The sequence below is a fragment of the Pseudogemmobacter humi genome (assembly GCF_900609055.1).
GTDB classification, from domain to species: domain Bacteria; phylum Pseudomonadota; class Alphaproteobacteria; order Rhodobacterales; family Rhodobacteraceae; genus Pseudogemmobacter; species Pseudogemmobacter humi.
On sequence record NZ_UXAW01000048.1, the window covers coordinates 45,082 to 69,317 of the forward strand.

General features: G+C 67.7%; 24 protein-coding genes. 18 read left to right on the forward strand and 6 right to left on the reverse strand.

Features of this window, described 5'->3' with window-relative positions; genetic code table 11:
* The first annotated feature begins 176 nt into the window (after nt 1–176).
* Nucleotides 177–1,310, forward strand: a complete 1,134-nt coding sequence (locus tag XINFAN_RS04950) for an alpha/beta hydrolase (RefSeq protein WP_160144543.1) — start codon at nt 177–179, stop codon at nt 1,308–1,310.
* Here XINFAN_RS04950 and XINFAN_RS04955 read toward each other — a convergent pair.
* Nucleotides 1,307–2,326: a Hint domain-containing protein gene (locus tag XINFAN_RS04955; RefSeq protein ID WP_124085377.1), complete on the reverse strand. Its 1,020-nt coding sequence runs from the start codon at nt 2,324–2,326 to the stop codon at nt 1,307–1,309. The genes XINFAN_RS04950 and XINFAN_RS04955 overlap by 4 nt on opposite strands.
* Before the next feature lie 173 nt (nt 2,327–2,499).
* Between XINFAN_RS04955 and dapE the strand changes: the two genes are divergently transcribed.
* Genes dapE through holA form a run of 5 tightly spaced genes read left to right on the forward strand, consistent with a single transcriptional unit; the run spans nt 2,500 to nt 8,187 of the window.
* Complete coding sequence (dapE, locus tag XINFAN_RS04960) at nt 2,500–3,654, forward strand: succinyl-diaminopimelate desuccinylase (RefSeq protein ID WP_124085378.1); 1,155 nt, start codon at nt 2,500–2,502, stop codon at nt 3,652–3,654.
* Nucleotides 3,654–4,067, forward strand: a complete 414-nt coding sequence (locus tag XINFAN_RS04965) for a GNAT family N-acetyltransferase (RefSeq protein WP_435530854.1) — start codon at nt 3,654–3,656, stop codon at nt 4,065–4,067. Before dapE ends, XINFAN_RS04965 begins: the two co-directional genes overlap by 1 nt.
* 59 nt (nt 4,068–4,126) lie before the next feature.
* Nucleotides 4,127–6,688, forward strand: a complete 2,562-nt coding sequence (gene leuS, locus XINFAN_RS04970; protein WP_124085380.1) for a leucine--tRNA ligase — start codon at nt 4,127–4,129, stop codon at nt 6,686–6,688.
* Nucleotides 6,675–7,172 (forward strand): LPS assembly lipoprotein LptE, encoded by a 498-nt coding sequence (gene lptE / locus XINFAN_RS04975; RefSeq protein WP_124085381.1) that lies wholly within the window; start codon nt 6,675–6,677, stop codon nt 7,170–7,172. The genes leuS and lptE overlap by 14 nt, the downstream gene beginning before the upstream one ends.
* A gap of 1 nt (nt 7,173) precedes the next feature.
* Nucleotides 7,174–8,187 carry a DNA polymerase III subunit delta gene (holA, locus tag XINFAN_RS04980; protein WP_124085382.1) on the forward strand — a complete coding sequence of 338 codons (1,014 nt, stop codon included), beginning with the start codon at nt 7,174–7,176 and terminating at the stop codon, nt 8,185–8,187.
* Nucleotides 8,188–8,258: 71 nt separating this feature from the next.
* Here holA and XINFAN_RS04985 read toward each other — a convergent pair whose 3' ends face one another.
* Complete coding sequence (locus XINFAN_RS04985; protein ID WP_124085383.1) at nt 8,259–8,774, reverse strand: DUF3576 domain-containing protein; 516 nt, start codon at nt 8,772–8,774, stop codon at nt 8,259–8,261.
* Nucleotides 8,775–9,069: 295 nt separating this feature from the next.
* Here XINFAN_RS04985 and XINFAN_RS04990 point away from each other — a divergent pair, with 295 nt between their 5' ends.
* The gene (locus XINFAN_RS04990) at nt 9,070–10,062 is read left to right on the forward strand and encodes a porin (RefSeq protein ID WP_124085384.1); all 993 of its coding nucleotides are present in this window, start codon (nt 9,070–9,072) and stop codon (nt 10,060–10,062) included.
* A gap of 165 nt (nt 10,063–10,227) precedes the next feature.
* Nucleotides 10,228–10,881, forward strand: a complete 654-nt coding sequence (locus XINFAN_RS04995) for a YggS family pyridoxal phosphate-dependent enzyme (protein ID WP_124085385.1) — start codon at nt 10,228–10,230, stop codon at nt 10,879–10,881.
* A gap of 40 nt (nt 10,882–10,921) precedes the next feature.
* Here XINFAN_RS04995 and XINFAN_RS05000 read toward each other — a convergent pair whose 3' ends face one another.
* The gene (locus XINFAN_RS05000) at nt 10,922–11,389 is read right to left on the reverse strand and encodes a L,D-transpeptidase family protein (RefSeq protein WP_124085590.1); all 468 of its coding nucleotides are present in this window, start codon (nt 11,387–11,389) and stop codon (nt 10,922–10,924) included.
* Nucleotides 11,390–11,442: 53 nt separating this feature from the next.
* Nucleotides 11,443–12,555, reverse strand: a complete 1,113-nt coding sequence (gene ribA / locus XINFAN_RS05005) for a GTP cyclohydrolase II (protein ID WP_233352126.1) — start codon at nt 12,553–12,555, stop codon at nt 11,443–11,445.
* A 155-nt stretch (nt 12,556–12,710) separates the two neighbouring features.
* Between ribA and XINFAN_RS05010 the strand changes: the two genes are divergently transcribed.
* Both XINFAN_RS05010 and XINFAN_RS05015 read left to right on the forward strand, forming a co-directional pair.
* On the forward strand, nt 12,711–13,397 hold the full coding sequence (locus tag XINFAN_RS05010; RefSeq protein WP_124085387.1) for a response regulator transcription factor: 687 nt from the start codon (nt 12,711–12,713) through the stop codon (nt 13,395–13,397).
* Nucleotides 13,398–13,743: 346 nt separating this feature from the next.
* Nucleotides 13,744–14,532, forward strand: coding sequence for an exodeoxyribonuclease III (locus XINFAN_RS05015; RefSeq protein ID WP_124085388.1), 789 nt, complete (start codon nt 13,744–13,746; stop codon nt 14,530–14,532).
* Between the two features lie 51 nt (nt 14,533–14,583).
* On the opposite strand, the gene XINFAN_RS05020 is transcribed toward XINFAN_RS05015, so the two are convergent.
* Entirely contained in the window at nt 14,584–15,129 is a 546-nt protein-coding gene (locus XINFAN_RS05020) for a TlpA family protein disulfide reductase (protein ID WP_124085389.1), read from the reverse strand.
* A gap of 40 nt (nt 15,130–15,169) precedes the next feature.
* Here XINFAN_RS05020 and argH point away from each other — a divergent pair, with 40 nt between their 5' ends.
* The 5 genes from argH to XINFAN_RS05045 all read left to right on the forward strand — a co-directional run bounded on the left by argH (nt 15,170) and on the right by XINFAN_RS05045 (nt 20,796).
* Nucleotides 15,170–16,573 carry an argininosuccinate lyase gene (argH, locus tag XINFAN_RS05025; protein ID WP_124085390.1) on the forward strand — a complete coding sequence of 468 codons (1,404 nt, stop codon included), beginning with the start codon at nt 15,170–15,172 and terminating at the stop codon, nt 16,571–16,573.
* A 27-nt stretch (nt 16,574–16,600) separates the two neighbouring features.
* Nucleotides 16,601–16,732, forward strand: coding sequence for an argininosuccinate lyase (locus XINFAN_RS05030; protein WP_124085391.1), 132 nt, complete (start codon nt 16,601–16,603; stop codon nt 16,730–16,732).
* Nucleotides 16,732–16,956, forward strand: a complete 225-nt coding sequence (locus XINFAN_RS05035; RefSeq protein ID WP_124085392.1) for a hypothetical protein — start codon at nt 16,732–16,734, stop codon at nt 16,954–16,956. Before XINFAN_RS05030 ends, XINFAN_RS05035 begins: the two co-directional genes overlap by 1 nt.
* 66 nt (nt 16,957–17,022) lie before the next feature.
* Nucleotides 17,023–18,288 carry a diaminopimelate decarboxylase gene (gene lysA, locus XINFAN_RS05040; RefSeq protein ID WP_124085393.1) on the forward strand — a complete coding sequence of 422 codons (1,266 nt, stop codon included), beginning with the start codon at nt 17,023–17,025 and terminating at the stop codon, nt 18,286–18,288.
* Between the two features lie 39 nt (nt 18,289–18,327).
* Nucleotides 18,328–20,796 carry a DUF4175 domain-containing protein gene (locus tag XINFAN_RS05045; protein ID WP_124085394.1) on the forward strand — a complete coding sequence of 823 codons (2,469 nt, stop codon included), beginning with the start codon at nt 18,328–18,330 and terminating at the stop codon, nt 20,794–20,796.
* A gap of 52 nt (nt 20,797–20,848) precedes the next feature.
* Here the strand turns inward: XINFAN_RS05045 and XINFAN_RS05050 are convergent, their stop codons facing one another.
* On the reverse strand, nt 20,849–21,751 hold the full coding sequence (locus XINFAN_RS05050) for a zinc-ribbon domain-containing protein (protein WP_124085395.1): 903 nt from the start codon (nt 21,749–21,751) through the stop codon (nt 20,849–20,851).
* Between the two features lie 168 nt (nt 21,752–21,919).
* On the opposite strand from XINFAN_RS05050, the gene XINFAN_RS05055 reads away from it, so the two are divergent.
* From XINFAN_RS05055 to XINFAN_RS05065, 3 genes are read left to right on the forward strand one after another with little or no spacing between them, the layout of a single operon-like run.
* On the forward strand, nt 21,920–22,591 hold the full coding sequence (locus tag XINFAN_RS05055) for a cell division ATP-binding protein FtsE (RefSeq protein WP_124085591.1): 672 nt from the start codon (nt 21,920–21,922) through the stop codon (nt 22,589–22,591).
* Between the two features lie 2 nt (nt 22,592–22,593).
* Nucleotides 22,594–23,499, forward strand: coding sequence for a cell division protein FtsX (locus tag XINFAN_RS05060; RefSeq protein ID WP_233352141.1), 906 nt, complete (start codon nt 22,594–22,596; stop codon nt 23,497–23,499).
* Nucleotides 23,496–24,224: a lysophospholipid acyltransferase family protein gene (locus XINFAN_RS05065; RefSeq protein WP_124085396.1), complete on the forward strand. Its 729-nt coding sequence runs from the start codon at nt 23,496–23,498 to the stop codon at nt 24,222–24,224. Before XINFAN_RS05060 ends, XINFAN_RS05065 begins: the two co-directional genes overlap by 4 nt.
* Nucleotides 24,225–24,236: the final 12 nt, after the last annotated feature.

The following is a 24,236-nucleotide window of genomic DNA, read 5'->3' on the forward strand; positions in this document are numbered from 1 at the left end:
GGTACTTATATCAGGGTGAAAGCATAAGGGGCTTTCATCCTGACCCAAATACCCCCGCCGGAGGCGTCCGGCGCCTGCCACAGGCGCGGCGGGCGGGGACGGAAGGCGCCCACGCACAGAGGCGCGCTCCGGCTATGGGCTTGACCGCGGGCGGGCGCGCGGGCGATGGAAGCTGCATGAGAGTGTTTGTCGCGATTCTCGTCTTTCTGTCCGTGGTCGCCTGCACGCCGCGCGGCCGCATCATCATGCTTGAGGAGCTGCCGCCCGATAAGGTGGCGCTGGCCCAGCAGGTCGCGGTCCGCCAGGCGATCTATGTCGGCACCTCGCGGCTGGAGGAGAACGGCGAATTCGGCTTCGGCCGCTCGGGCGCGGCGAGTTTCCTGCGTTTCGATATCCTGGTGCCGCGCGACCATGCCCCCGGCGAGGTGACCTGGCCGCGCAATGCGCGCTCGGCCGATCCGTCGCGGGATTTCCTGACGCTCGCCGATATCAAATTCGCGGGTGAGGCGGCCTTCCGCACCGATCTGAAGGCGGCGCTCGGGCGGCGCGGGCAGCGCGACGTGGTCGTTTATGTCCATGGGTTCAACAACACCATGGCCGAAAGCGTCTACCGTGTGGCGCAGATGCATTACGATCTGAAGGTGCCGGGCGTGGCGGTGCATTACGCATGGCCCTCGCGCGGATCGGCGCTGGGCTATGTCTACGACCGCGATTCGGCGCTGTTCGGCCGCGACGGGCTTGAGGAGCTGCTGGCCGAGGTGGCCGAGGCCGGGGCGGAGCGGATCGTGATCGTCGCCCATTCGATGGGCGGCGCACTGACGATGGAGACTTTGCGTCAGGCCGCGATCCGGGGCGACCGGCGGGTGATGGACCGGCTGGGCGGGGTGATCCTGATCTCGCCCGATCTCGATGTGGATCTGTTCCGTGCCCAGGCCCATGCGATGGGCGAACTGCCGCAACCCTTCCTGATCTTCGGCAGCCGCCGCGATTCCGTGCTCAATCTGTCGTCGCGGATCGCGGGCATGCCCGACCGGCTGGGCAATCTGCATGATGTGACGCCGCTTGCGGATCTGAACGTGACCTATTTCGACACCGCCGCCTACAACCAGGGCTCGGGGCACAACAATCTGGGCACCTCGCCGGCGCTGTTGCAGCTTCTGGGCGGGATCGCCAATATCGACGCCGCCTTCCGGGCCGAGGCCAGCGCGCGGGTCGGATTGTTGCCGGGCGTGGTGCTGACGGTCAGGAATGCCACCGCCATCGTGCTGTCGCCGGTCGAGGCGGTGGTCGCGGGCGACCGGGGCCCCTAGGGGCGCATCCGCGCCAGTGCCGAAAGGAGCGAAAGCGCCTCGTAATCCTCCAGCACCCGGGCGGGCGCCTCTGCCGGGCCGGTAGCCATCAGGCAGCAGCCGTCGGCCTCGATCAGATGCGGCCCGCCGGTGTCGAGCGCGAGGCAGGGGGTGGTGTCGCGGCGCTGATCGGCGAGCGCGGCCTTGCCATCGATCAGCGATCCGGCGGCCACCACGATTTCCTCGCTGTCGAAGAGATATTCGATCTCGGACCCGCGCAAGGCGATCATCTGGTCGGCCGAGACCAGCAGGTCGGCGCGGCGCGCGAACCAGGGCGCGCGCAGGATCACCGCCGCATGGCTGCCGCGCGAGGGCATCTCGAAATGCCGCACCCCGCGCAGCCGGACCGGCCCGGCGTCGCGGGTGAAGATCCAGTCTCCGGTTTGCAATGCGCCCGCCGCCACCGGCCCCGCGGGCGTGTCGATCGGGGTCGCGCGGCCGATCCAGGGGCTGCGCGCGGGCAGCACCCCGTCCGAGAGCCCGAACCACAGGACCGACAGGTCGCGCCGCCGGATCCCATCGCCCCGGCAGAGCGCCGCCAGCGCCGCTCCGGGCAGGCCCGCCGGAGGCTGCCCGCGCGGCGGGCGGGCGCGGGCGATCTCCCGGCCCGCGGCGTCCTCCAGCCGCAGCGACCAGGCGCCCGCTTCCCAGGACAGATCCAGCCGCGCGGCGCGGGTGGTGCAGGGGAGAGGCGCTGCGAGACGCAGGCGCAGCGCGCACTCGCCTTCGCGCCACAACAGCGCAAGGCCCGTGCGCGGGTGGTGGAACAGCGAGAGCGTCTGCTCACCCGCCTGCCAGTCGAGCAGCACGTCCTGCGGCAGCGGCCAGGACAGCTCGATGCTCAGCCGCCCGCGATCCAGGCGGTCTGGCAGACGCGCGGGCGCGCTCTGGCCCGAGAGCATCAGCCAGCCGGACCCGGCGACGGAGAGGCCCGCGCATTCAGAGAGGCGATCTGGCTTGTCGGGCTGGCGGTTCATCGTTCCCTGTGTGCCCTGCGGGGGAACAGCTAACCGCGCGCCGCCGCCGCTGTCATCCGGCGATTGCGCGCCTCTGCACTTTCCCGGCCTCCGGTTGCCGGTGCGCCACGCCGTCGGCGGTTGCCGAAGGACTGCCGCGCGATTAAGCCTGTGCTGCCAGAATGGAGACCATGATGCCCGCCGTTTCCCCCGTCGATCCTGTGGACCTCACCGCCCGGCTGATCCGCTGCAATTCGGTCACCCCGGCCGAGGGCGGCGCGCTGCTGCTGCTGGAGGACCTGCTGAGCGGCGCGGGCTTCACCTGCACCCGTGTTGATCGCGGCGGCATCGCCAATCTCTTCGCCCGCTGGGGCGCGCGGGGCGCCAATCGCTCGTTCGGCTTCAACGGCCATACCGATGTGGTGCCGGTCGGCGATCTTGCGGCCTGGACGCGCGATCCCTTCGGGGCCGAGGTGGAGGGCGGCTGGATGTATGGCCGCGGCGCCACCGATATGAAATCCGGGGTCGCCGCCTTCGCCGCCGCCGCGGTGGATTTCGTGCGCGAGACGCCGCCTCACGGCGCGGTGATCCTCGCCATCACCGGCGATGAGGAAGACGTGGCGACCGACGGCACCGTGGCTTTGCTGGACTGGATGGCGGTTGAGGGCGAGCGGATGACGCATTGTCTGGTGGGCGAGCCGACCTGCCCTGACCGGATGGGCGAGATGATGAAGATCGGCCGTCGCGGCAGCCTGACCGCGCGCTTCGCGGCGCAGGGTGTGCAGGGCCATTCCGCCTATCCGCACCGGGCGAAGAACCCGCTCACCGCGCTGGTGAAGCTGCTGGCCCGGCTGGAGGCGCAGCCGCTGGATCAGGGCAGCGCGCATTTCGACGCCTCGACGCTGGCGATCACCACCATCGACTGCGGCAATCCGGCGACCAATGTGATCCCGGCGCGCGGCACGGCGGTGGTGAACATCCGCTTCAACGATCTGCACAGCGGCGAGAGCCTGACCGGCTGGCTGCGCGGCCAGGCCGCAGAGGTGCAGGCCGAGACCGGGGTGCAGATCGACACCCGGGTCTCGGTCTCGGGCGAGAGCTTCCTGACGCCCCCGGGCGATTTCTCGGAGCTGATCCGCCGCGCGGTCGAGGCGGAAACCGGGGTCAGCCCGGAGTATTCCACCTCCGGCGGCACTTCGGATGCGCGTTTCGTCAAGGACCATTGCCCGGTGGTGGAATTCGGTCTGGTCGGCAAGACCATGCACCAGGTGGATGAGCGGGTCGAGGTGGCGCAGATCCGCCAGCTCAAGGCGATCTATACCCGTATCCTGCGCGAGTATTTCGCGTGATCGTCGGGCCGACGACCGATCTGGCTGCCTGCCATGCCTTGCGCCGCCGGGTGTTCATCGAGGAACAGCTTGTCTCCGAGGCCGAGGAACTCGACGGGCTGGACGAGGGCGCGCTGCATCTGCTGGCGCAGATCGACGGCCGCCCGGTCGGCACCGCCCGCATCCTGATCAGGGGCGAGACCGGCAAGATCGGCCGGGTCTGCGTGCTGGCAGAGGCCCGCGGCCAGGGCATCGGCGCGGCGCTGATGCGCGCGGCGCTGGCGGAACTGCGCACCCTCCCCGGTATGACCCGGGCGAAGCTGGGCGCGCAGATCCATGCGCTCGGCTTCTACGAGGCGCTCGGCTTCCGCGCCTTCGGCCCGGAATACGACGACGCCGGCATCGCGCATCGCGACATGGAGCTGATGCTGTGATCCTTTACCTCGGGCGCGCGGGGGGGTAATCCCTCCCCGTCCAGTCTGAGAGGCTTGCCATGTCGTCGCGCTACGAACCTTCGGTCATCGAAACCAAATGGCAGTCCGCCTGGGACGAGGCCGGGGTCTTCACCGCCAAAGCCGATCCGGCAAAGCCGAAATATTACGTGCTTGAGATGTTCCCCTATCCGTCGGGGCGCATCCATATGGGCCATGTGCGCAACTACACGATGGGCGATGTGGTGGCGCGCTATAAGGCGTCCTGCGGGTTCTCGGTGCTGCATCCGATGGGCTGGGACGCGTTCGGGATGCCCGCCGAGAATGCCGCGATGGAGCGTGGCGGCCATCCGCGCGACTGGACCTATGGCAATATCGCTGACATGAAGGCACAGATGAAGCCGCTCGGCCTGTCGATCGACTGGAGCCGCGAATTCGCCACCTGCGACCCGGAATATTACGGCCAGCAGCAGGCGATGTTCCTCGACATGCTGGAGAAGGGTCTCGTCTATCGCAAGGCGGCGGTGGTGAACTGGGATCCGGTCGATATGACCGTGCTCGCGAACGAGCAGGTGATCGACGGCAAGGGCTGGCGCTCGGGCGCGGCGGTGGAGCGGCGCGAGCTGACGCAATGGTTCTTCCGCATCTCGGATATGGCCGGGGATCTGCTCGATTCGCTCGACGGGCTGACGCACTGGCCCGAGAAGGTGCGCCTGATGCAGGCCAACTGGATCGGCAAGTCGCGCGGGCTGCAATTCGCCTTTGAAACCGTGGGCGCGCCGGAAGGGTTCGACCGGCTGGAGGTCTATACCACCCGCCCCGATACGCTGATGGGCGCGAGCTTCGCCGGGATCTCGCCCGACCATCCGCTGGCAAAGGCGCTGGAAGCGCAGGATCCGAAGATCGCCGCCTTCGTCGCCGAGGCGCGCCGCGGCGGCACCACCGAAGAGGCGCTGCAAACTGCCGAGAAGCTGGGGATGGACACCGGCATCCGGGTGAAGCACCCGCTCGACCCCGCGCGCGAACTGCCGGTTTATATCGCGAACTTCATCCTGATGGATTACGGCACCGGCGCGATCTTCGGCTGCCCGGCACATGACCAGCGCGATTTCGAGTTCGCCAGCAAATACGGCCTGCCGATCCCGTCGGTCTTCGTGGCCGAGGGCGCGCAGGAGGCTCCGCTGGCCGAGGCCTTCACCCCCGCGAAATCCGAGCCCGTGCAATATATCCGCGGCGTGGTCACGAACCGGGTGATGACCGGCGACGAGGCTTTGGCCGAGGCGATCAAACTGGCCGAGGACAAGGGCTTCGGCCAGGGCGTCACAAAGTTCCGCCTGCGCGACTGGGGCCTGTCGCGCCAGCGCTACTGGGGCTGCCCGATCCCGGTGGTGCACTGCCCGGCCTGCGGCGTGGTGCCCGAGAAGAAGGAAAACCTGCCGGTCGAACTGCCCTATGACGTCAGCTTCGACAAGCCCGGCAATCCTCTGGATCGCCATCCCAGCTGGCGCGACGTGGCCTGCCCGAACTGCGGTGCCGCGGCGAAGCGCGAAACCGACACGATGGACACGTTCGTCGATTCGTCCTGGTATTACGCCCGCTTCACCTCGCCGCGCGCGCAGACGCCGACCGTTGCGGCGGATGCGGATTACTGGATGAACGTCGATCAGTATATCGGCGGCATCGAACACGCGATCCTGCATCTGTTGTATTCGCGTTTCTTTGCCCGGGCGATGAACGAGACCGGCCACCTGCCCGCCAGATCGCGCGAGCCCTTCGAGGCCCTGTTCACCCAGGGCATGGTCACGCATGAGATCTACAAGACCACCGACGACAAGGGCCGCCCGGTCTGGCATCTGCCTGAAGAGGTCATTCGCACCGATGAGGGCGCCACGCTGAAAGACGGCACCCCGGTCGAGATCATCCCCTCGGCCAAGATGTCGAAATCGAAGAAGAACGTCGTCGATCCGATGAACATCATCGCGGCCTACGGCGCCGATACCGCGCGCTGGTTCGTGATGTCGGACTCCCCGCCCGAGCGCGATGTGGAATGGACCGCCGCCGGGGCCGAGGCCACGCATAAACACCTCTCGCGGGTCTGGTCGCTGTGTTCGCGCATCGGCACCATGCCCGCGGATCACACCGGCCCGGGCGACACCGATCTGCGCAAGGCCACCGCCCGCGCCGTGGAGGAGGTGACGCGCTCGATCGAGAGCTTCGCCTTCAACAAGGCGATCGCCGGGCTTTACGCCTTCACAAACACCATCGCGAAGGCCGATGCCTCGACCCCGGTGATGAAGGAAGCCATGCGCACGCTTGGCCAGCTCATGTCGCCGATGACGCCGCATATCGCGGAATCGATCTGGGCCTATCAGGGCGGGCAGGGGCTGTGCGCCCGCGCGCCTTGGCCCAAGGCCGATCCGGCGCTGCTGGTGGACGATACCGTCACCCTGCCGATCCAGATCAACGGCAAGAGGCGGGCGGAAATCAGCGTGGCGAAGGATCTGCCCGCGCCCGAGGTTGAAAAGCTGGCGCTGGCGCATGAGGATGTGGTCAAATTCCTTGCCGGAAACCCGGTGAAGAAGATCATCGTCGTCCCGGGTCGCATCATCAATGTCGTCGCCTAGAAAATCAGGGCCTGACCGCCGCGCCTTCCTGATCATGCCGCTGGCGCTTGCCGCCTGCGGCTTCACCCCGGCCTATCAGAAGGGCGGCCCGGCCGAGGCGCTGCTCGGCACGGTGCGCGCGGCGGATCCCTCGACGAAGGACGCTTTCGCCTTCGTGCAGCGGATCGAGGAACGCCTGGGCCGCCCCGAGCGCCACGCTTACGACCTGACCTATGAGATCGGCACCCGCACCGTGGGCGTCGGCATCACCGCCGACAACCGCACCACGCGCTACAATCTTGAGGGCTGGGTCCGCTACCGGCTGGTGGACGGCGCGGGCACCACGGTCGCCCAGGGCCGGGCGCAGAGCTTCACCGCTTTCGCGGCCACCGGCTCGACCGTGGCGATGCTGGCGGCGGAAGAAGACGCCCAGGTCCGCCTGATGCGGATCCTCGCCGATCAGGTGGTGGCGCAGATGATCGCGCAACTCGCGCGGCGGGGCTGAGATGCTCTTACGCGGGGCCGAGGCCAGCCGCTATCTCGCCAAACCCGATCCTGCGCGGGCGGGGCTTCTGATCTTCGGCGCCGATGCGATGCGGGTCGCGCTGAAACGGCAGGAGGCGATCCTCGCGCTGATCGGCCCCGAGGGCGAGGCCGAGATGCGGCTCTCGCGGATGTCCGGCGCCGATCTGCGCAAGGACGCCGCCGCGCTGAACGACGCGGTGAAGGCGGTCGGCTTCTTCCCCGGCCCGCGCGCGGCCTTCGTCGAGGATGCGACCGACGGGCTGACCGAAACCATCGCCGCCACGCTGAAAGACTGGAGGCCGGGCGATGCGGTGGTGGTGGTGACCGCGGGCGAGCTGAAGGGCAAATCCGCGCTGAAAACCCTGTTCGAGAAACATCCGAACGCGATCTGCATCGGCCTCTACGACGACCCGCCCACCCGCGAGGAGATCGAGGCCGAGTTGAAGAAGGCCGGCCTCTCGCGGATCGAGCCCGAGGCGATGGCCGATCTGAACACGCTGGCCCGCGCGCTCGACCCCGGCGATTTCCGCCAGACGCTGGAGAAGATCGCGCTCTACAAATGGCACGACGATACGGCCCTGACCCCGGCCGAGGTGGCGGCGCTGGCGCCCGCGACCATCGAGACCGAGGTGGACGAGCTGCTCCATGCCGTGGCCGAGGGCGAGGGGCGGCGGGTGGGCCTTCTGATGCAGCGGCTGGCGGGGCAGGGGATGCTGCCGGTCACTTTGTGCATCCAGGCGCTCAGGCATTTCCGCAGCCTGCATATCGCGGCCAGCGATCCGGGCGGGCCGCAGATCGGGCTGCAAAAGGCGCGGGTGTTCGGCCCGCGCCGCGACCGGATGCAGAATCAGCTGCGCGCCTGGGGCCAGCGCACGCTGGAGCCGGTGATCGCCGATCTGGTCGAGGCGGATCTGACTTTGCGCTCCTCGGCCAAGGTTCCGGGCCTGGCGCTGATGGAGCGCACGCTGCTGCGCATCGCCATGACGCGGCGCTAGCGGCAAAGGAAAAGGGCGGGATCTCTCCCGCCCGCCTGTCCGTCGATATCCGTGCGTTTACTTCCGTCGGATCACAGCCTGCTGTCGCGGATGCGCAACTGGCGCGCGCGGGTCAGGATTGCATCCTCGACCGCGCGGACGGTTTCGGGCGCCACCGCCCCGCCGCCCTGGCTTTGCAGCGAGACCCGAAGGCTGCGCGCTTCCAGCGCCGGATCCTGGACATAGATCGTCGCGCGATAGGCCCGCCCGCCGCCGGGGGGGCGGCCATAGCCGGTGACGATCACCCCGGTGAAGGGATCGACCGTCTCGATGGGCAGGAAATTCAGCACCTCAAGGCTGGCCTGCCAGAGATATTTGTTCACCTCGACCGTGACATTGGGGTCTTCAGAGCGGAACATGCCCCAGATGGTGCCGCTTTTCGCGCGCGCCTCGCGCTCGCGCGCGGTTCCCAAGAGCGGTGAGTTCTGGCCGGTGGCGAATGTGCGCTCGCCCGAACCGCCGGTGCCGGTGGAATTCCCGCCACAGGCGGCAAGGATCAGAATCATGCCCCCGCTGAGCGCGAGACGCGCGGCATTTGCCAAGGTCATTGGGATCCTCCGGTCAACACAGATGTTGTCTAGCCTGGGGCCTGGGGCCGAACAAGGGCTTTCGGGCGGCTGTCCGCCCGGCAGGGCAAGGCTTCGCCGCGCCCGGGCGGCGGTGCCGGCCGCGAAAAGCCCGGTGGCGCGACTGTGGCATTGGTGCACCATGGTTGCGGCGTTTCCGGGGCGCCCCCGCCATCATCATTGCAATCAGGGGCGCAGAGGCGGAAATACACTCCATACCCAATTCGGATTCCCCTGAGTTGGGCTGCATCCTTAGAAGTCAATCGAGGGAAAACGAATGAAAAAGCTTCTCATCGCAACCACCGCTCTGGTCGCCACCGGCGGTATGGCTGCCGCTGACGTCACCATCTCGGGTTACGGCCGCTTCGGTCTGGAATATATCGAAGACCGCAACAATGATCCGCTTGCGGAAGACACCGTGATCTCCAGCCGTCTGCGTTTCAACATCGACGCAACCACCGAAACCGATGTCGGCGTGACCTTCGGCGCCCGTCTGCGCGTTCAGTATGACGATGGCGATACCTATGGCGACTTCAACACCGCCCAGTTCTCGGTCGGCTACGAAGGCCTGACCGTCTCGGTCGGCAACGTCGACACCGCTTTCGACTCGGTCGCCCTGACCTACAATTCGGAAATGGGCTACCAGGACTTCTCGTATGGCGACGCTGACGGCGGCAACACTTCGAACTTCTTCGCCTACAACTCGAAGGGTTCGATCAGTTCGGTGACGCCCGGCTATACCGGCGTCGCTGCGACCTACTCGATCTCGGGCGTGAATCTGTACTTCTCGTATGTCGACCCGGATCAGTATGCCAGCTCGCTGCCGGCCACCGTTGGCGAAGAGCTCGGCATCGCCGCCGACTGGACGAACGGCCAGTTCTCGGTCGCCGGTTCGTTCGTGTCGAACGCCGCTGGCGTGGACGGTGCTGACCTTCTGTTCGTCGGTGCTGCCTATAACTTCGGCGCCGGCAATGTCGGCCTGAACTACTACGATCAGGACATCCTGAGCATCGTTCCGGGCGACAGCGGCAGCCAGGTTACCCTGTGGGGCGACTACAACTTCGGCGCGACCACCGTCAAAGCCTACATCTCGGAACTGGACCTCGACAGCGGTCTGAACACCGACACCGCCTACGGCCTCGGCGCTGACTACTCGCTGGGCGAAGGTGCTCGCCTCTCGGGTTCGATCCAGTCGGGCTGGGGTGACGCGGCAAGCGGCTGGACCAACACCTCCACCCGCGCCGACATCGGCGTTCGCTTCGACTTCTGATCTTACGATCAGCGGTTACGGAAAGAGCGGGCTTTTGCCCGCTCTTTTCTTTTCTGCGCCTCGCTGTCGGAGCACCGCCCCGTCCTTTCCTTTTCCCGCCGCTCTGCCTAACCTGCGCCGGAGAAGGCCGCCTCTCTCTCGCGGGCGGAAAGGAAGGAAGACGGCATGGCTCTGGCAGAGATCACGACACGCATCGCGGCGGCGGAGCAGGCGGCGGGCCGGGCCGCGGGTTCGGTGACGCTGATCGCGGTGTCCAAGGTGCAGCCCGGCCCGCGGGTGCAGGCGGTGCTGGATCAGGGCCATCGGGTGTTCGGCGAGAACTACGTCCAGGAGGCGGCGTTCAAATGGCCGGCCTGGCGCGCGAAATACCCCGGCGTGAAGCTGCATATGATCGGTCCGTTGCAGACCAACAAGGCCAAGGTCGCGGTCGATCTTTTCGACGCGATCCATACGGTGGACCGGCCCTCGGTCGCAGAACGGCTGGCGCGGCTTGCCGATGCGCGCGGCGCAAGCCCCGATCTGTTCATCCAGGTCAACACCGGCGAAGAGGCGCAAAAGGCCGGGATCCTGCCCGGCCAGGCCGATGATTTCATCGCCGCCTGCCGGGGGATGTTCCTGCCGGTGGTCGGGCTGATGTGCATCCCGCCCGAGGACGAGGACGCCGCGCCGCATTTTCGGATGCTGGCGGAGATCGCCGCGCGCAACGGGCTGAGCGGTCTGTCGATGGGGATGAGCGCCGATTTCGAGACCGCCATCGCCCATGGCGCGACCCATATCCGCGTCGGCAGCGCGATCTTCGGAGACCGGGCGCCGCGCTGACGCCGCGCCGGTTTCTTGCAAGAAACCGGACCGGATTTCGTTACGAAATCCGGCGCGGGACGATCAGCCGCGCGCCCGGCGCGATCCGCGCCGCCAGCCACAACAGATCCGCCCGCGCGAAGGCGACGCAGCCCGCGGTCGGGTATCCGGGCCGGCGCCAGCTATGCAGGAAGATCGCCGAGCCGCGGCCCGGCACCGCAGGCTCGGTGTTCCAGTCGGTCAGCAGCACAAGATCGTAAAGCGGATCGGCGCGGCGCAGATCCTCATGCGAGAAACCATGCGGTGCGCGCACGGAACGGTTGTAGGCCGGATCGCGGCTGTCGTCCGACCACAGATCGCCGGGCCGGATCGGCCGCGCCCAGGGCGGCACCCGGCGCGCGCTCAGGCGGTCGGGGCGATAAAGCGCGCCGGTGATGCGCAGGACGCCTGCGGGCGTCGCCCCGTCGCCCTCGCGCTTGTCGCCCGAGACACCGCCGCGCCCGATGGAGCAGGGGATCAGCCGCCCCATGAAGCGCAGGCCGATGGGCGTCAGCACCAGATCCTGCGGGCTTTGGCCGGGGATCACAACAGATGCCCGGATTTCGCCGCCTTGGTCGCCAGATAGGCGGCGTTCTCGGCGGTCTTGCCCACCTTCAGCGGCACCCGGTCCACCACCCGCAGCCCGCAGCTTTCCAGCATCGCCACCTTGCGCGGGTTGTTGGTCAGCAGCCGCACGGCCGAGAAGCCCAGGCCGCGCAGAAGTTCGGCCCCGATGCGGAAATCGCGCTCGTCGTCCTCGAAGCCGAGCCGGTGATTGGCCTCGACCGTGTCGAAACCCTGATCCTGGAGCGAATAGGCCCGCATCTTGTTCGCGAGCCCGATCCCGCGCCCCTCCTGGTTCAGATACAGCAGCACCCCCGCGCCTTCCTCGCCCATCTGGGCGAGCGCGGCGTGAAGCTGCGGGCCGCAGTCGCATTTCAGGCTGCCCAGAACGTCGCCGGTGAAACAGGCCGAATGCAGCCGCGTCAGCACCGGGCGGTCGCGCGGCGGCTGGCCGATCTCGATGGCGTAATGCTCGTCGCCGCCGTCGTCGGGACGGAAGACATGCAGCCGCCCCGCGCCGGCCAGCGCCATCGGCAGCCGCGCCGCGACCACATTGTCCAGAGGCGACAGCCGCGACAGTGCGGGCATCGTCTCATCGAGCCGCAGGAAGGTCAGCCCGTGATCGGCGGCCAGCGCCAGCGGGTGTTCGACCTTCACGAGCAGCGCCGCCGGGAGCAGCCGCGCTGATTTCGCCAGCAGGACGGCGGCGCGATGCAGCGCGCCCGATCCGCCGTAAAGCCCGCGCACCGGGCCCTTCATCGGCACCCGCAGATCGTCCTGCGGATCGGCGATCGCCTTCAGCCAGCTGGTATCGGCGTCTTTCGGCACCGCGATCCGGGCGATGTCTCCGTCGCAGGCGAAGGCTTTCAGCGTCTCGGCGCGATGCGAGGTCAGCGCCAGTTCCGGGGTGCCGAGCGCCCGCAGGGCAGTCAGCCGCGCCGGGTCCAGCGCCTCGACCGCGACGGCGAGCGCCGCCTCGCCCTCGCCCGCCAGCACCACCGGCACCCCCATCCGCAGATCGCCGCGCGCGCGGGCAAGCCGTTCGGTGATGCCGGGGCCGAGGCTGGAAAAAGGCCGGGGGTCTGCTGTCATCGCTAATCTCCTGCGCCAATCTCTAGCGAAAGGATGACAGGATTGAAACATTCCCCGCCAAAGCGACACGAGCCCGTGAGTCCATTGTCGCAAATCTTGCGGCAAATGTGATGCGGGCGCATCTGTTGGGCCAGAGAAACGAAAGGACCACGATCATGGCCCAGCTTCGCAAGATCCTTCTGGTGGACGACGACGACGACCTGCGCGAGGCGCTGTCGGAACAACTGGTGATGACCGAGGATTTCGACGTGTTCGAGGCCGGGACCGGCGCCGAGGGGATGGAGAAGGCCAAGGCCGCGATCTACGATCTGGTGATCCTGGACGTGGGCCTGCCCGACACCGACGGGCGCGAATTGTGCCGGCGGATGCGGAAATCCGGGGTGAAATGCCCGATCATGATGCTGACCGGGCACGATACCGACAGCGACACCATTCTGGGCCTCGACTCGGGCGCCAATGACTATGTGACGAAGCCGTTCAAATTCCCGGTGCTGCTGGCCCGGATCCGGGCGCAGCTGCGCACGCATGAGCAGTCGGAAGACGCGATCTTCCAGCTTGGCCCCTATACTTTCCGCCCGGCGCAGAAGCTGCTGGTCGACGAGAAGGACCGCAAGATCCGCCTGACCGAGAAAGAGACCAATATCCTGAAATACCTCTACCGCGCGCAATCGGGCGTGGTGGCGCGGGATGTGCTGCTGCATGAGGTCTGGGGCTACAACGCCGGGGTGACCACCCATACGCTGGAGACCCATATCTACCGGCTGCGCCAGAAGATCGAGCCCGATCCCTCGAACGCGCGGCTGCTGGTGACCGAGAGCGGTGGCTATCGGCTGGTGGCGTAAAATCGCGCCATAATGTCGCCAGGCTGGTGTCTTTTTTCCGCGATATGGGAAAGGCTGACACCAGAGAGTTCCCCTTGCCGTGTCGGGGTTATGACACGGTTCCTCCCTGTTGGACTGGCCGGGCCCTCGGGTCCGGCCTTTTTTCAACCTGAGGGAGAGTTGCGAAAATGCCATGACGGCGCGCTGCGTGATCGGCCCCCATTCGCAAAAGCCAGATTTCATGGTACGTAATTACCACTCCCTGTTGGACTTTGCCCGGTGTTTCGCGTGATCCGTATCAGCGTGCCGGGCTTTCTTTTTGGCCCCGCGCTTGTTAGGGCTCGGGCCGTGCCACAGGAGAGACCCGATGCCCTTCACCCTCGCCACCTGGAACATCAATTCCGTCCGTCTGCGCGAGGGGCTGGTGTCGCGGCTGCTGAGTTCCGAACTGCCGGATGTTCTGTGCCTGCAAGAGATCAAGACCCCGCTCGACAAATTCCCGACCGAGGGGTTTGCGGCGCTTGGCTACCGTTACATGGTGGCGCGCGGGCAAAAGGGCTACAACGGCGTGGCGATCCTGTCGAAACTGCCGCTGACCGATGCGGGCGACCGCGATTATGCCGCGCTCGGCCATGCAAGGCATGTGGCGGCGCGGCTTGAGAACGGCGTCACCATCCATAATTTCTATGTCCCGGCGGGGGGCGACATTCCCGACCGCGCGCAGAATGTGAAATTCGGCCAGAAGCTGGATTTCATCGCCGAGATGCGTGACGTTTTTCATGCCGACCGGCCGGAGAAGGCGATCCTCGTCGGCGATCTGAACATCGCGCCGCGCGAGGATGACGTGTGGAATCACAAGGCTTTGCTGAAGATCGTCAGCCATACGCCGGTCGAGGTCGAGCATCTGGGCGCGGCGCAGGATGCCGGGAAATGGGTGGACATCACCCGTCAGGACATGCCCGAGGGGCGGCTCTATTCCTGGTGGAGCTATCGCAGCCCCGACTGGAACGCCGCCGACAAGGGCCGGAGGCTGGACCATATCTGGGCCACGCCGGACATCTCGAACGCGGGCCACGGCTCGCGCATCCTGCGCGACGCGCGGGGCTGGGAGCAGCCCTCGGACCATGTGCCGGTTTTCGCGACATTCGATCTTTAGGCGCAAATTTCTTCGAAGAAATTTGCAAATTCGTTCAAACGAATTTGGCGCTCAGGGACCGGCCATCAGCGCGGACAGCACCGCCTGGGCGCTGGCGCTGTCCCATTCGGCATCGCCGATCAGCCGGGCGACCTCCTGGCCTTCGGGGTTCAGGATCACCGTCACCGGCAGCGCCATGATCCCCATCTGCCGCGACAGGCCGGATTTCGGATCGCGCAGCACGGGCAGATTTGCGATCCCGGCCTCCTCGTAGAAGCGGGTGATCGCGGCGGGCTCGTTGCGACCCGTGGCGACCGGCACCACCGCCAGATCCGGCAGCGCGGCCTGGAGCCGGTCCAAAGACGGCATCTCGGCCCGGCAGGGCGCGCACCAGGTGGCCCAGAAGTTCAGCACCACCCATTTGCCGCGATACTCCGCCAGCGAGGCCGGGGCGTCGTCCAGCGTCACCAGCGCGGCCTCGGGCAAAGCGACCGGCGCCTCGTGCAGCGCGAGCTTCTTCATATCGCCCTCGCGCAGGGCCGCGGGATCTTCCGCCAGGGCGGGGTTTGCGCCAAGCGCCAGCACGGTATAAAGCACCGCCAGAGTTTTCCGCATCATCCTCTCCATACCCGCCACTCAATCCCCGGGACCAGCCCCCATGAGCGCATCCGACCAGACCAAAGCCGCCAACCAGATGTGGGGCGGGCGTTTCGCCGAAGGGCCGGATGCGATCATGCAGGCGATCAACGCCTCGATCGGATTCGACAAACGGCTTTACGCGCAGGACATCGCCGGTTCGCGCGCCCATGCCGCGATGCTGGCGGCGCAGGGCATTCTTACCGATAGCGATGCGCAGGTTATCAGGGAAGGGCTGCTCACCGTCTTGTCAGAAATCAAGGCGGGCACGTTTCCGTTCCGGGTGGAGCTGGAGGACATCCATCTGAACGTGGAATCGCGGCTGACAGAGATCGTGGGCGAGGCTGGCAAGCGCCTGCACACCGGCCGGAGCCGCAACGACCAGGTGGCGGTGGATTTCCGGCTCTGGGTGCGCGAGCAATGCGACGCGGCGATTTCCGGCCTGACCGCGCTGATGCAGGCGTTCCTGGTGCAGGCCGAACAGGGCGCCGATTGGGTGATGCCGGGCTTCACCCATCTGCAAACCGCGCAGCCGGTGACCTGGGGCCACCATATGATGGCCTATGTCGAGATGTTCGCCCGCGACCGCTCGCGGTTCCAGGATGCGCGGGTGCGGATGAACGAATGCCCGCTCGGGGCGGCCGCGCTGGCGGGAACCAGCTTTCCCATCGACCGGCATATGACGGCCGGGGCGCTCGGGTTCGACCGGCCGACGGCGAACAGCCTCGATTCCGTTTCCGACCGCGATTTCGCGCTGGAGTTCCTGTCGGCGGCCTCGATCTGCGCCATGCACCTTTCGCGCTTCGCCGAAGAGCTGGTGATCTGGTCCAGCGCGCAGTTCCGTTTCGTGCGGCTGTCGGACAAATGGACCACCGGCTCGTCGATCATGCCGCAGAAGAAGAACCCCGACGCGGCGGAACTGTTGCGCGCCAAGCTCGGGCGGATCCTCGGGGCGACGGTGGCTTTGTTCACCATCATGAAGGGCCTCGCGCTGACCTATTCCAAGGACATGCAGGAGGATAAGGAGCAGGTTTTCGACGCCGCCGACAATCTGATGCTGGGGCTGGCCGCGATGACCGGCATGGTCAGCGACATGGCGGCAAACCGCGAGAGCCTGGCGGTGGCGGCGGCAAGCGGATTCTCGACCGCGACCGATCTGGCCGACTGGCTGGTGCGGCGCCTCAATCTGCCGTTCCGCGAGGCGCATCACGTGACCGGCGCCCTGGTCGCCATGGCCGAGCAGGCCGGGATCGACCTGCCCGACCTGACGCTTGACCAGATGCGCTCGGTGCATCCCGGCATCACCGACGAGGTGTTCTCGGTCCTAGGCGTGGAAAACTCGGTGAACTCGCGCACCTCTTACGGCGGAACCGCGCCGGTGCGGGTGCGCGAGCAGATCGCGCGCTGGAAAGCCGCGCTGGCCTGAGGCAGGCTGCCCGCGAAGGAGACACCGATGCGCCTTGCCCTTTCCCTGCCGCTGATCGCGTTCCTCGCCGCCTGTGGCGTGGCGGGCGAGCCGAGCCATCCCGATGCGGGCGTCACCTTCTCGGGCCATATGGCGATCGGTACGAGCCGCAGCTTCTGATGCGCGGTGTTTCAAAAGATTGGGCCGCCGCCCTTTGCCTGTTCCTTGCGGGTTGTGCCGGGCAGCCGGTCTATGATCCGGTGCTGGGGGTGTATGTGGGGCGGGACGGCCAGGTCTACCCTTCGGTTTCGGGCGCGGTCGGCGGCGTCAGTGTCGGCGCGGGTTCCGGCGGCGGCTATGTCAGCACCGGGTTTGGCCCGATCCGGCTGGGCGCCGGGTTCTGAGCGGAATTGCGCGCGGCCCCGCCTCTGCTATAGCAGGCGTCGCAGGACCAGGGAAAGGCGCGGGCAATGGATCATTTCCTCTACCGGGGCGGCGTGCTTCATGCCGAGGACGTGGCCGTGCCCGAGATTGCCGCCGCGGTCGGCACGCCGTTCTACGTCTATTCCACCGCCACCCTGACCCGGCATTTCCGGCTGTTCTCCGAGGCGCTGGCGCCTTTGCCGCATCTGGTGTGTTTCGCGATCAAATCGCTGTCGAATGTCGCGGTGCTGAAGGTGCTGGGCGATCTGGGCGCCGGGATGGATGTGGTTTCCATCGGCGAATATCTGCGCGCCCGCGCCGCCGGGGTGCCGGGCGAGCGGATCGTGTTTTCCGGCGTCGGCAAGACCCGCGACGAGATCCGCATGGCCCTGGAAGGCGGCATCCGCCAGTTCAACGTCGAATCCGAACCCGAGATGCGGGCGATTTCCGGGATCGCCAGTGCGCTCGGCAAGACCGCGCCGATCACCCTGCGCGTCAACCCTGACGTTGACGCCAGGACCCACGCCAAGATCGCCACCGGCAAGAGCGAGAACAAATTCGGCATTCCGATTGCCCGCGCGCGCGAAGTCTATGCCGAGGCCGCCCGGCTGCCGGGGCTGAAGGTGGTGGGCATCGACGTGCATATCGGCAGCCAGCTTACCGAACTCGCCCCGTTCGAGGCGGCTTTCGCCAAGGTGGCCGAGCTGACGCAGACCCTGCGCGCCGATGGCCACACGATTGAACGGCTCGATCTCGGCGGGGGTCTCGGCATCCCCTACACCCGCTCGAACGAGGCGCCGCCCTTGCCGGTGGAATATGGTGCGATGATCCAGCGCACGCTCGGGCATTTGGGCTGCGAGATCGAGATCGAGCCGGGGCGGCTGATTTCCGGCAATTCCGGCATTCTCGTCAGCGAGGTGATTTACGTGAAGAACGGCGAGGGGCGGGATTTCCTGATCCTCGACGCCGCGATGAACGATCTGGTGCGCCCGGCGATGTATGAGGCGCATCATGACATCATCCCGGTGATCGAAGGCGCTCCGGGCGATCCGGTGCAGAACTTCGACGTGGTGGGTCCGGTCTGCGAAACCGGCGATACTTTCGCCAAGGGGCGCAGCCTGCCCTTGCTGGCCGAGGGCGATCTGGTCGCCTTCCGCTCGGCAGGCGCCTATGGCGCGGTGATGGCCAGCGAATACAACACCAGGCCGCTGGTGCCGGAGGTGCTGGTGAACGGGCATCAATTCGCCGTCATTCGGGAACGCCCGACCTTTGACGAAATCCTCGCGCGCGATAAACTGCCCGAATGGCTGTGAGGACGCCGCCCGCCGGGGGCGTGCGGGAACGGAGGCCGGATGAACCTCGACAGGATCGGCGCTGACACGCTGAAATCGCTGGTCTGGCCGCGCCGTCTGACGCTTCTGGGGCTGTGGGCCGAGCGGATCAGCCGCGCTTTCTGGCCGTTCTGGACGATTCTGCTGCTGGCTTTCTCGGCCGCGGCCTTCGGGCTGCATGAGGTCGGCAGCCTGACGCAGTTGCGGATCGGGCTGACGGTGGTCGGCGTTGCCGCGCTGGCGGCGCTGGCCTCTGGGCTGTGGCGGTTCCGCAGGCCGGGGGCCGATGAGGCGCTGGCGCGGCTGGACGCCAGCCTGCCGGGGCGCCCGATTTCGGCCCTGCGCGATGCCCAGGTGATCGGGGCGGAGGATCCGGCCTCGGTCGCGGTCTGGCGGGTGCATCTGGCGCGGATGGCGGGGCTGGCGCGCGGCGCGAAGCCGGTGGCGCCCGATCTGCGGCTGTCCTCACGCGATCCCTATGCGCTTCGCTACGTTGCGCTGACCGCCGCCGTCATGGCGGCTTTGTTCGGCAGTTTCTGGCGCGCGACCGAGGTGGCGGGGCTGACCCCCGGCCCGGCGGTGGCGATGCCCGGCGGCCCGGTCTGGGAGGGCTGGGCCCGGCCCCCCGCCTATACCGGCAAGCCGACGCTCTACCTCAACGACATCGCGGCGGGCGAGGTCGAGGTGCCGGTCGGCACCCGCATCCAGATCCGCATCTATGGCGACCAGGGCGCGATGGAGGTCGAACAGACCGTCGCCCAGGTCGCGCCCACGCCCGGGGACGCGACCATTCCCGCGGGGCTTGCCGGGCTCAGCGATCTGGTGGTCAGCCAGTCGGGACGGCTTGCCATCGAGGGCAGCGGCGGGCGCGAATGGCAGGTGATCGCCACGCCCGACAATCCCCCGGCGGTCGAGGTCTCGGGCGAGATGGGCCGCGAGGCCGACGGGCGTTTCAAACAGGGCTTCACGGCCAGCGACGATTACGGCGTGACGGCGGGGCGGGTGACGATCAGCCTCGATCTGGCGCAGGTGCCGCGCCGCTACGGGCTGGAACCCGCGCCCGAGCCGCAGGAGCCGGTCACGCTTGATCTGCCGATGCCGATGAAGGGCGACCGCGCGAAGATCGGGCAGACCCTGATCGACGACCTGTCGGAGCATCTCTTCGCCAACATGCCGGTGAGCATGGTGTTCTCGGTCTCGGATGCGGGCGGGAACCAGGGCGAGGCCGCGCCTTATGCCGTCACCCTGCCGGGCAAGCGCTTCTTCGATCCGATGGCGGCGGCGGTGATCGAGATGCGCCGCGACATTCTGTGGAACCGCGAGAATGTCTCGCGCGCGATGCAGATCCTGCGCGCGGTGATGCACCGGCCGGACGAGCTCAGCCGCTCGCAGAACGCGGCGAAACGCCTGCGGGTGCTGGTGCGCGCGGTCGAGGCGATGGACCAGCCGCTGACCGACACGCAGCGCGACGAGGTGGTCAAGGAGCTGTGGGATATCGCCTTCATCTTCGAGGAAGGCGATCTGGCCAGCGCTTACGAGCGGCTGCAACGCGCCCAGGACCGGCTGGAAGAGGCGATCCGGAACGGCGCCTCGCCCGAGGAAATCGACCAGCTGATGAAGGAAATGCAGCAGGCGATGCGCGATTATACCCGCGAGTTGGGCGAGCAGGCGCAGCGCAATCCGCAGGACCAGGGGAGCCAGGGCGAGGGCCGCGAGATCACCGGCGACCAGCTTCAGCAGATGCTCGATGAGATCGAGCGGCTGATGAAGGAAGGCAAGACCGCCGAGGCGATGGAGCTGATGGAGCAGCTGCGCCAGCTGATGGAGAACCTTCAGGTCCAGCAGGGCCAGGGCGGCGAGGGGCAGCAGGGCCAGGGCAATGGCGCGATGCGGGAACTGGGCGACACGCTCAAGGATCAGCAGGGCCTGTCGGACGATGCCTATCGCGACATGCAGCGCGGCCGCAACGGCGAGGGCGGCGATCCGGGTGCGCTGGCCGACCGTCAGCGCGAGTTGCGCGAGCGGTTGCGCGACCTCCAGGACGGGCAGTTGCCCGGCGACGGATCGGAAAAGGGCGAGTCGGGCCGCGACCGGCTCGACAGCGCCGAACGCGCGATGCGCGAGGCCGAAGAGGCGCTGAAGAACGGCGATCTGGCGGGTGCGCTCGACAAGCAGGCCGAGGCGATGCAGGCCATGCGCGAGGGGATGAAGGATCTGGGCGAGGCGCAGGCCGAAGCCGGACGCGAGCCTGGCGCCGAGGGCGGCGACCGCCCGCCGCGCGATGCGGCCCGGGTCGATCCGAATGCGGTCGATCCGCTTGGCCGCGAGCCGGGCGATGCGGCGCGGATCGGGTCGGACAAGAACATGGTGCAGAACGATCCCGACCAGCGCGCCCGGGACCTGCTGGACGAGATCCGCCGCCGCTCGGGCGAGGCCGGGCGGCCGGATGCCGAACTCGACTATCTGAAACGGTTGCTGGATCTGTTCTGAACGGATCCGGCACAGGGCGCCGCCCGGCCGAAGCCGGGCTGCCGAAGCGGAGTTACACTTCGCTGGTCAGGGCGCGGGTGGCGGAATCCATCAGCCCGTTCAGCCAGAGCCGCAGATTGTCGACGAAGAGGACATAGCTGTCGAGCGGGCCTTTCAGCGCGGGCACCAGCGCCGAGATGCTGCCGGCCGCCAGATAGACCACGGTGGCCACCAGCAGCAGGAACAGCGCCATGAGGAAGCCGGTCCTGAACCCGCCGCGGCGGGTCAGATCGGGCAAAGCGTCGATTTCCGAATCGGGGTCCTGGCCGCTGTCGCCGGGTTGCAGCGTGGAATTGATCTCTTCGACATCGGGCAGCAGGTCGCGCCGCGCCACCAGACGGGCCGGGGCGGGCTCCGGCTCTTCGTCCTCGCCGCGCAGCATGGCGAGCCGCTTCTGCGCCGGGGTCAGCGCGGCGGGCGGCGGAATATCCACCCCCAGTTCGGGCTGGGTCTGCATTTCGGTTTCCGCCTCGGCGCGGCGGCTGGCGCTGCGCTGCGCCTCGGCCCGGCGGGCCTCGGCCTCATGCTCGGCCTCTTCGCGCAGGATCGACAGCACCGCATCGTCCAGCTCTCGCTTCGGCGGCGGGGCGGGCTCGGCGGGGTCTTCGGCGGCGGCGGTCTCGGGTTCCGGGACGGGCTCCGGCGGTTCGGAAGGCGCGGCAGCGGTCCCGGCGGGGGGCGGCGCGTCGTCGCTCGCCGCAGGCAGGGCAGGCGCCGCAGCGGCGGGTTCGGCGGGGGGCGGCGCCAGATCATCGCCGTAAAGCGCGGCCTCGGCCTCGGCGGCCTCCACGGTTTCCGGGGGCAGCTGGAACCAGGCATGGCCGCAGTTCGAGCATTGCACATCACGCCCGGTTTCGGGGATCGCGTCTTCCGGCACTTCATACCTGGCGTCACAATTTGGACATGCCAGCTGCATCACATTACCCCGCCCGATACAAAGCCCTGTTATCGTTCTAGCAATTATCGCTCACCCGGCCAAGACTATGTGACCCGCTCTTGTGCAATCGACGGCGGTCGTGCGATTTATGACGCCATTCGCAGCCCCGGCCGCCCGGCGGGCGGCGCGGTGCATGGGGGTGAGCGGGTGATTGCCTTTGAGAATGCGGCCTATAACTACGGTGGAGGCGAGCTTCTGTCCGAGGTTTCGCTGCGTCTGGCCCCGGGGTCGTTCCATTTCCTGACCGGCCCGTCGGGTTCGGGCAAGACCACCTTTCTGAAGCTGGCCTATGCCGAACTGCTGCCGACCGCGGGCCATGTGACGATCTTCGACCGCGAGGTCCGGGGCCTGTCGCGCGACGAGGTGGCCCGGCTGCGCCGGCGGGTGGGCGTGGTGCATCAGGATGTGCAGTTCCTCGACCATCTGCCTCTGGCCGCGAATGTGCAGCTGCCGCTGACGGTCTCCGGCCGCAAGAGCGACGCGCGGGACCTGGGCGATCTGTTGCAATGGGTGGGGCTGGCGCATCTCTCGGATGCGCTGCCGCCCTCGCTCTCGGGGGGCGAGCGGCAGCGCGCGGCGCTGGCGCGCGCGGTGATCATGGGGCCGGACGTGATCCTTGCCGACGAGCCGACCGGCAATGTCGACTGGGAGATGTCGCTGCGCCTTCTGACGCTGCTGGTCGAGCTGAACCGGATGGGCAAGACCATCCTCGTCGCCACCCACGATCTGAACCTGATCCGCCAGGCCAAGAACCAGGTGCCTGCCCGGGTGCTGCGGATCTCGCGCCGCCGGATCCAGCTTGCGGGGGCCGATCTGTGAAACTGCCGAAACCGCTGGCCCGCGCCGCCGCTTTGCTCAGTTCCGACGCCCGCGCCGACCGGGTGGTGCCGCCCTCGGGCCATACCGCCTGGCTGACCTCGTTCACCGCCGGAGCGATGACCTTCCTTTGCGTCTTCGCGCTGGCCTTGTCGCTGGCCTCGGGGCGTCTGGCCAGCCGCTGGTCGGATGCGCTGGCGCGCACCGCGACGATCCGGCTCTCGGCGCCGCCTGAACAGATGCAGGCCCAGACCGAGGCGATTCTCGCGCTGCTGGCCACCACCCCGGGGGTGGAAAGCGCCCGCGCCCTGACCGATGAGGAAAACCGCGCGCTGCTGGCGCCGTGGTTCGGGGCGGACCTGCCGGTCGAGGAACTGCCGCTGCCGCGCCTGATCGAAGTGACCGAGGCCGACCCCGGCTATGACGGCGAGGGGCTGCGCCAGCGCCTGGCGGCCGAGGCGCCAGGCGCGGTGCTGGACGACCATACCCGCTGGCGCCGCCCGCTGGCCGAGGCGGCGGGGCGGCTGCGGCTTCTGGGCTGGCTGTCGATCGTGCTGATCGGCACGGCGATGGCGGCGATGGTGACGCTGGCCGCCAATGCCTCGCTGGCCGCCAATGCCCAGGTGGTGCGGGTCTTGCGGCTGGTCGGCGCCGACGATCATTACATCGCCCGGGCCTTCGTGCGCCGCTTTACGCTGCGCGCCTTTGCGGGGGCGGGGGCGGGGGCGCTGGCCGGTCTGATCGGTATCATGATCCTGCCGCGCACCGATGCCGCGGGCGGCTTCCTGACCGGGCTGGGATTCTCCGGCGCGGGCTGGCTGCTGCCGTTCCTCTTGCCGCCCCTTGCCGGTGCGGTCGCCTTCTTCGCCACCCGCCACGCCGCCCTGAGCAAGCTGAGGGAATTCAGATGATCGCCATCCGCTGGCTTCTTTCGCTGATCTTCGTCGTCCAGATGTATCTGATGATGGCGGTGATCGCGATCGTGTTCTTCCCGCTGGCGCTGGCCTCGCGCGAGGGGGCGCTGGCGGCCTGCCACGCCTATGCCCGCTGGGTGATCTTCACCGCCCGCATCCTGTGCGGTCTGCGCACCGAGGTGCGCGGCGAGGTGCCGCAGGACGAGGTGCTGATCGCCGCCAAACATCAGAGCTTTTTCGACATCATCGTGATCTTCGGCGCGCTCCCGCGGCCGAAATTCATCATGAAGCGAGAGCTGATCTGGACGCCCTTCCTCGGCCAGTATGCTTTGCGCATCGGCTGCGTCCCGGTTGATCGCGGCAAGCGCGGCGCGGCGGTCGCGAAGATGAGGGCCGATGTCGAGAAGGGCCGCGCGCAGCCGGGGCAACTGGTGATCTATCCGCAGGGCACCCGCGTGGCGCCCGGTGCGTCGAAACCCTACAAGCCCGGGATCGGCCTGTTGTATCAGCAGCTTGGCCAGCCCTGCGTGCCGGTCGCCACCAATATCGGCGTGTTCTGGCCCAAACGCAGCCTCTTGCGCAAACCCGGCCTCGCGGTGGTCGAGTTCCTGCCGCGGATCGGGCCCGGCCTCGCCATGGGCGAATTCATGGCCCGGCTGGAGCGCGAGGTGGAGACCCGCTCGAACGAGCTGATGGCCGAGGCGGGGTTCGTAGCGCAGTAAAGGTGTAAGGGT

Bases quoted from the DNA above. Each gene is read 5' to 3' on its own strand.
- lysA (WP_124085393.1), top strand. From the start codon at position 17,023: ATGGATCATTTCCTCTACCGGGGCGGCGTGCTTCATGCCGAGGACGTG.
- XINFAN_RS05020 (WP_124085389.1), bottom strand. From the start codon at position 15,129: ATGATGCGGAAAACTCTGGCGGTGCTTTATACCGTGCTGGCGCTTGGC.
- XINFAN_RS04995 (WP_124085385.1), top strand. From the start codon at position 10,228: ATGGCTCTGGCAGAGATCACGACACGCATCGCGGCGGCGGAGCAGGCG.
- ribA (WP_233352126.1), bottom strand. From the start codon at position 12,555: ATGACAGCAGACCCCCGGCCTTTTTCCAGCCTCGGCCCCGGCATCACC.
- XINFAN_RS04985 (WP_124085383.1), bottom strand. From the start codon at position 8,774: ATGACCTTGGCAAATGCCGCGCGTCTCGCGCTCAGCGGGGGCATGATT.
- XINFAN_RS05050 (WP_124085395.1), bottom strand. From the start codon at position 21,751: ATGCAGCTGGCATGTCCAAATTGTGACGCCAGGTATGAAGTGCCGGAA.
- XINFAN_RS05065 (WP_124085396.1), top strand. From the start codon at position 23,496: ATGATCGCCATCCGCTGGCTTCTTTCGCTGATCTTCGTCGTCCAGATG.
- dapE (WP_124085378.1), top strand. From the start codon at position 2,500: ATGCCCGCCGTTTCCCCCGTCGATCCTGTGGACCTCACCGCCCGGCTG.
- argH (WP_124085390.1), top strand. From the start codon at position 15,170: ATGAGCGCATCCGACCAGACCAAAGCCGCCAACCAGATGTGGGGCGGG.
- lptE (WP_124085381.1), top strand. From the start codon at position 6,675: ATGTCGTCGCCTAGAAAATCAGGGCCTGACCGCCGCGCCTTCCTGATC.
- XINFAN_RS04990 (WP_124085384.1), top strand. From the start codon at position 9,070: ATGAAAAAGCTTCTCATCGCAACCACCGCTCTGGTCGCCACCGGCGGT.
- XINFAN_RS05000 (WP_124085590.1), bottom strand. From the start codon at position 11,389: ATGGGGCGGCTGATCCCCTGCTCCATCGGGCGCGGCGGTGTCTCGGGC.
- XINFAN_RS05010 (WP_124085387.1), top strand. From the start codon at position 12,711: ATGGCCCAGCTTCGCAAGATCCTTCTGGTGGACGACGACGACGACCTG.
- leuS (WP_124085380.1), top strand. From the start codon at position 4,127: ATGTCGTCGCGCTACGAACCTTCGGTCATCGAAACCAAATGGCAGTCC.
- XINFAN_RS04950 (WP_160144543.1), top strand. From the start codon at position 177: ATGAGAGTGTTTGTCGCGATTCTCGTCTTTCTGTCCGTGGTCGCCTGC.
- XINFAN_RS05030 (WP_124085391.1), top strand. From the start codon at position 16,601: ATGCGCCTTGCCCTTTCCCTGCCGCTGATCGCGTTCCTCGCCGCCTGT.
- XINFAN_RS05035 (WP_124085392.1), top strand. From the start codon at position 16,732: ATGCGCGGTGTTTCAAAAGATTGGGCCGCCGCCCTTTGCCTGTTCCTT.
- XINFAN_RS04955 (WP_124085377.1), bottom strand. From the start codon at position 2,326: ATGAACCGCCAGCCCGACAAGCCAGATCGCCTCTCTGAATGCGCGGGC.
- XINFAN_RS05045 (WP_124085394.1), top strand. From the start codon at position 18,328: ATGAACCTCGACAGGATCGGCGCTGACACGCTGAAATCGCTGGTCTGG.
- holA (WP_124085382.1), top strand. From the start codon at position 7,174: ATGCTCTTACGCGGGGCCGAGGCCAGCCGCTATCTCGCCAAACCCGAT.
- XINFAN_RS05015 (WP_124085388.1), top strand. From the start codon at position 13,744: ATGCCCTTCACCCTCGCCACCTGGAACATCAATTCCGTCCGTCTGCGC.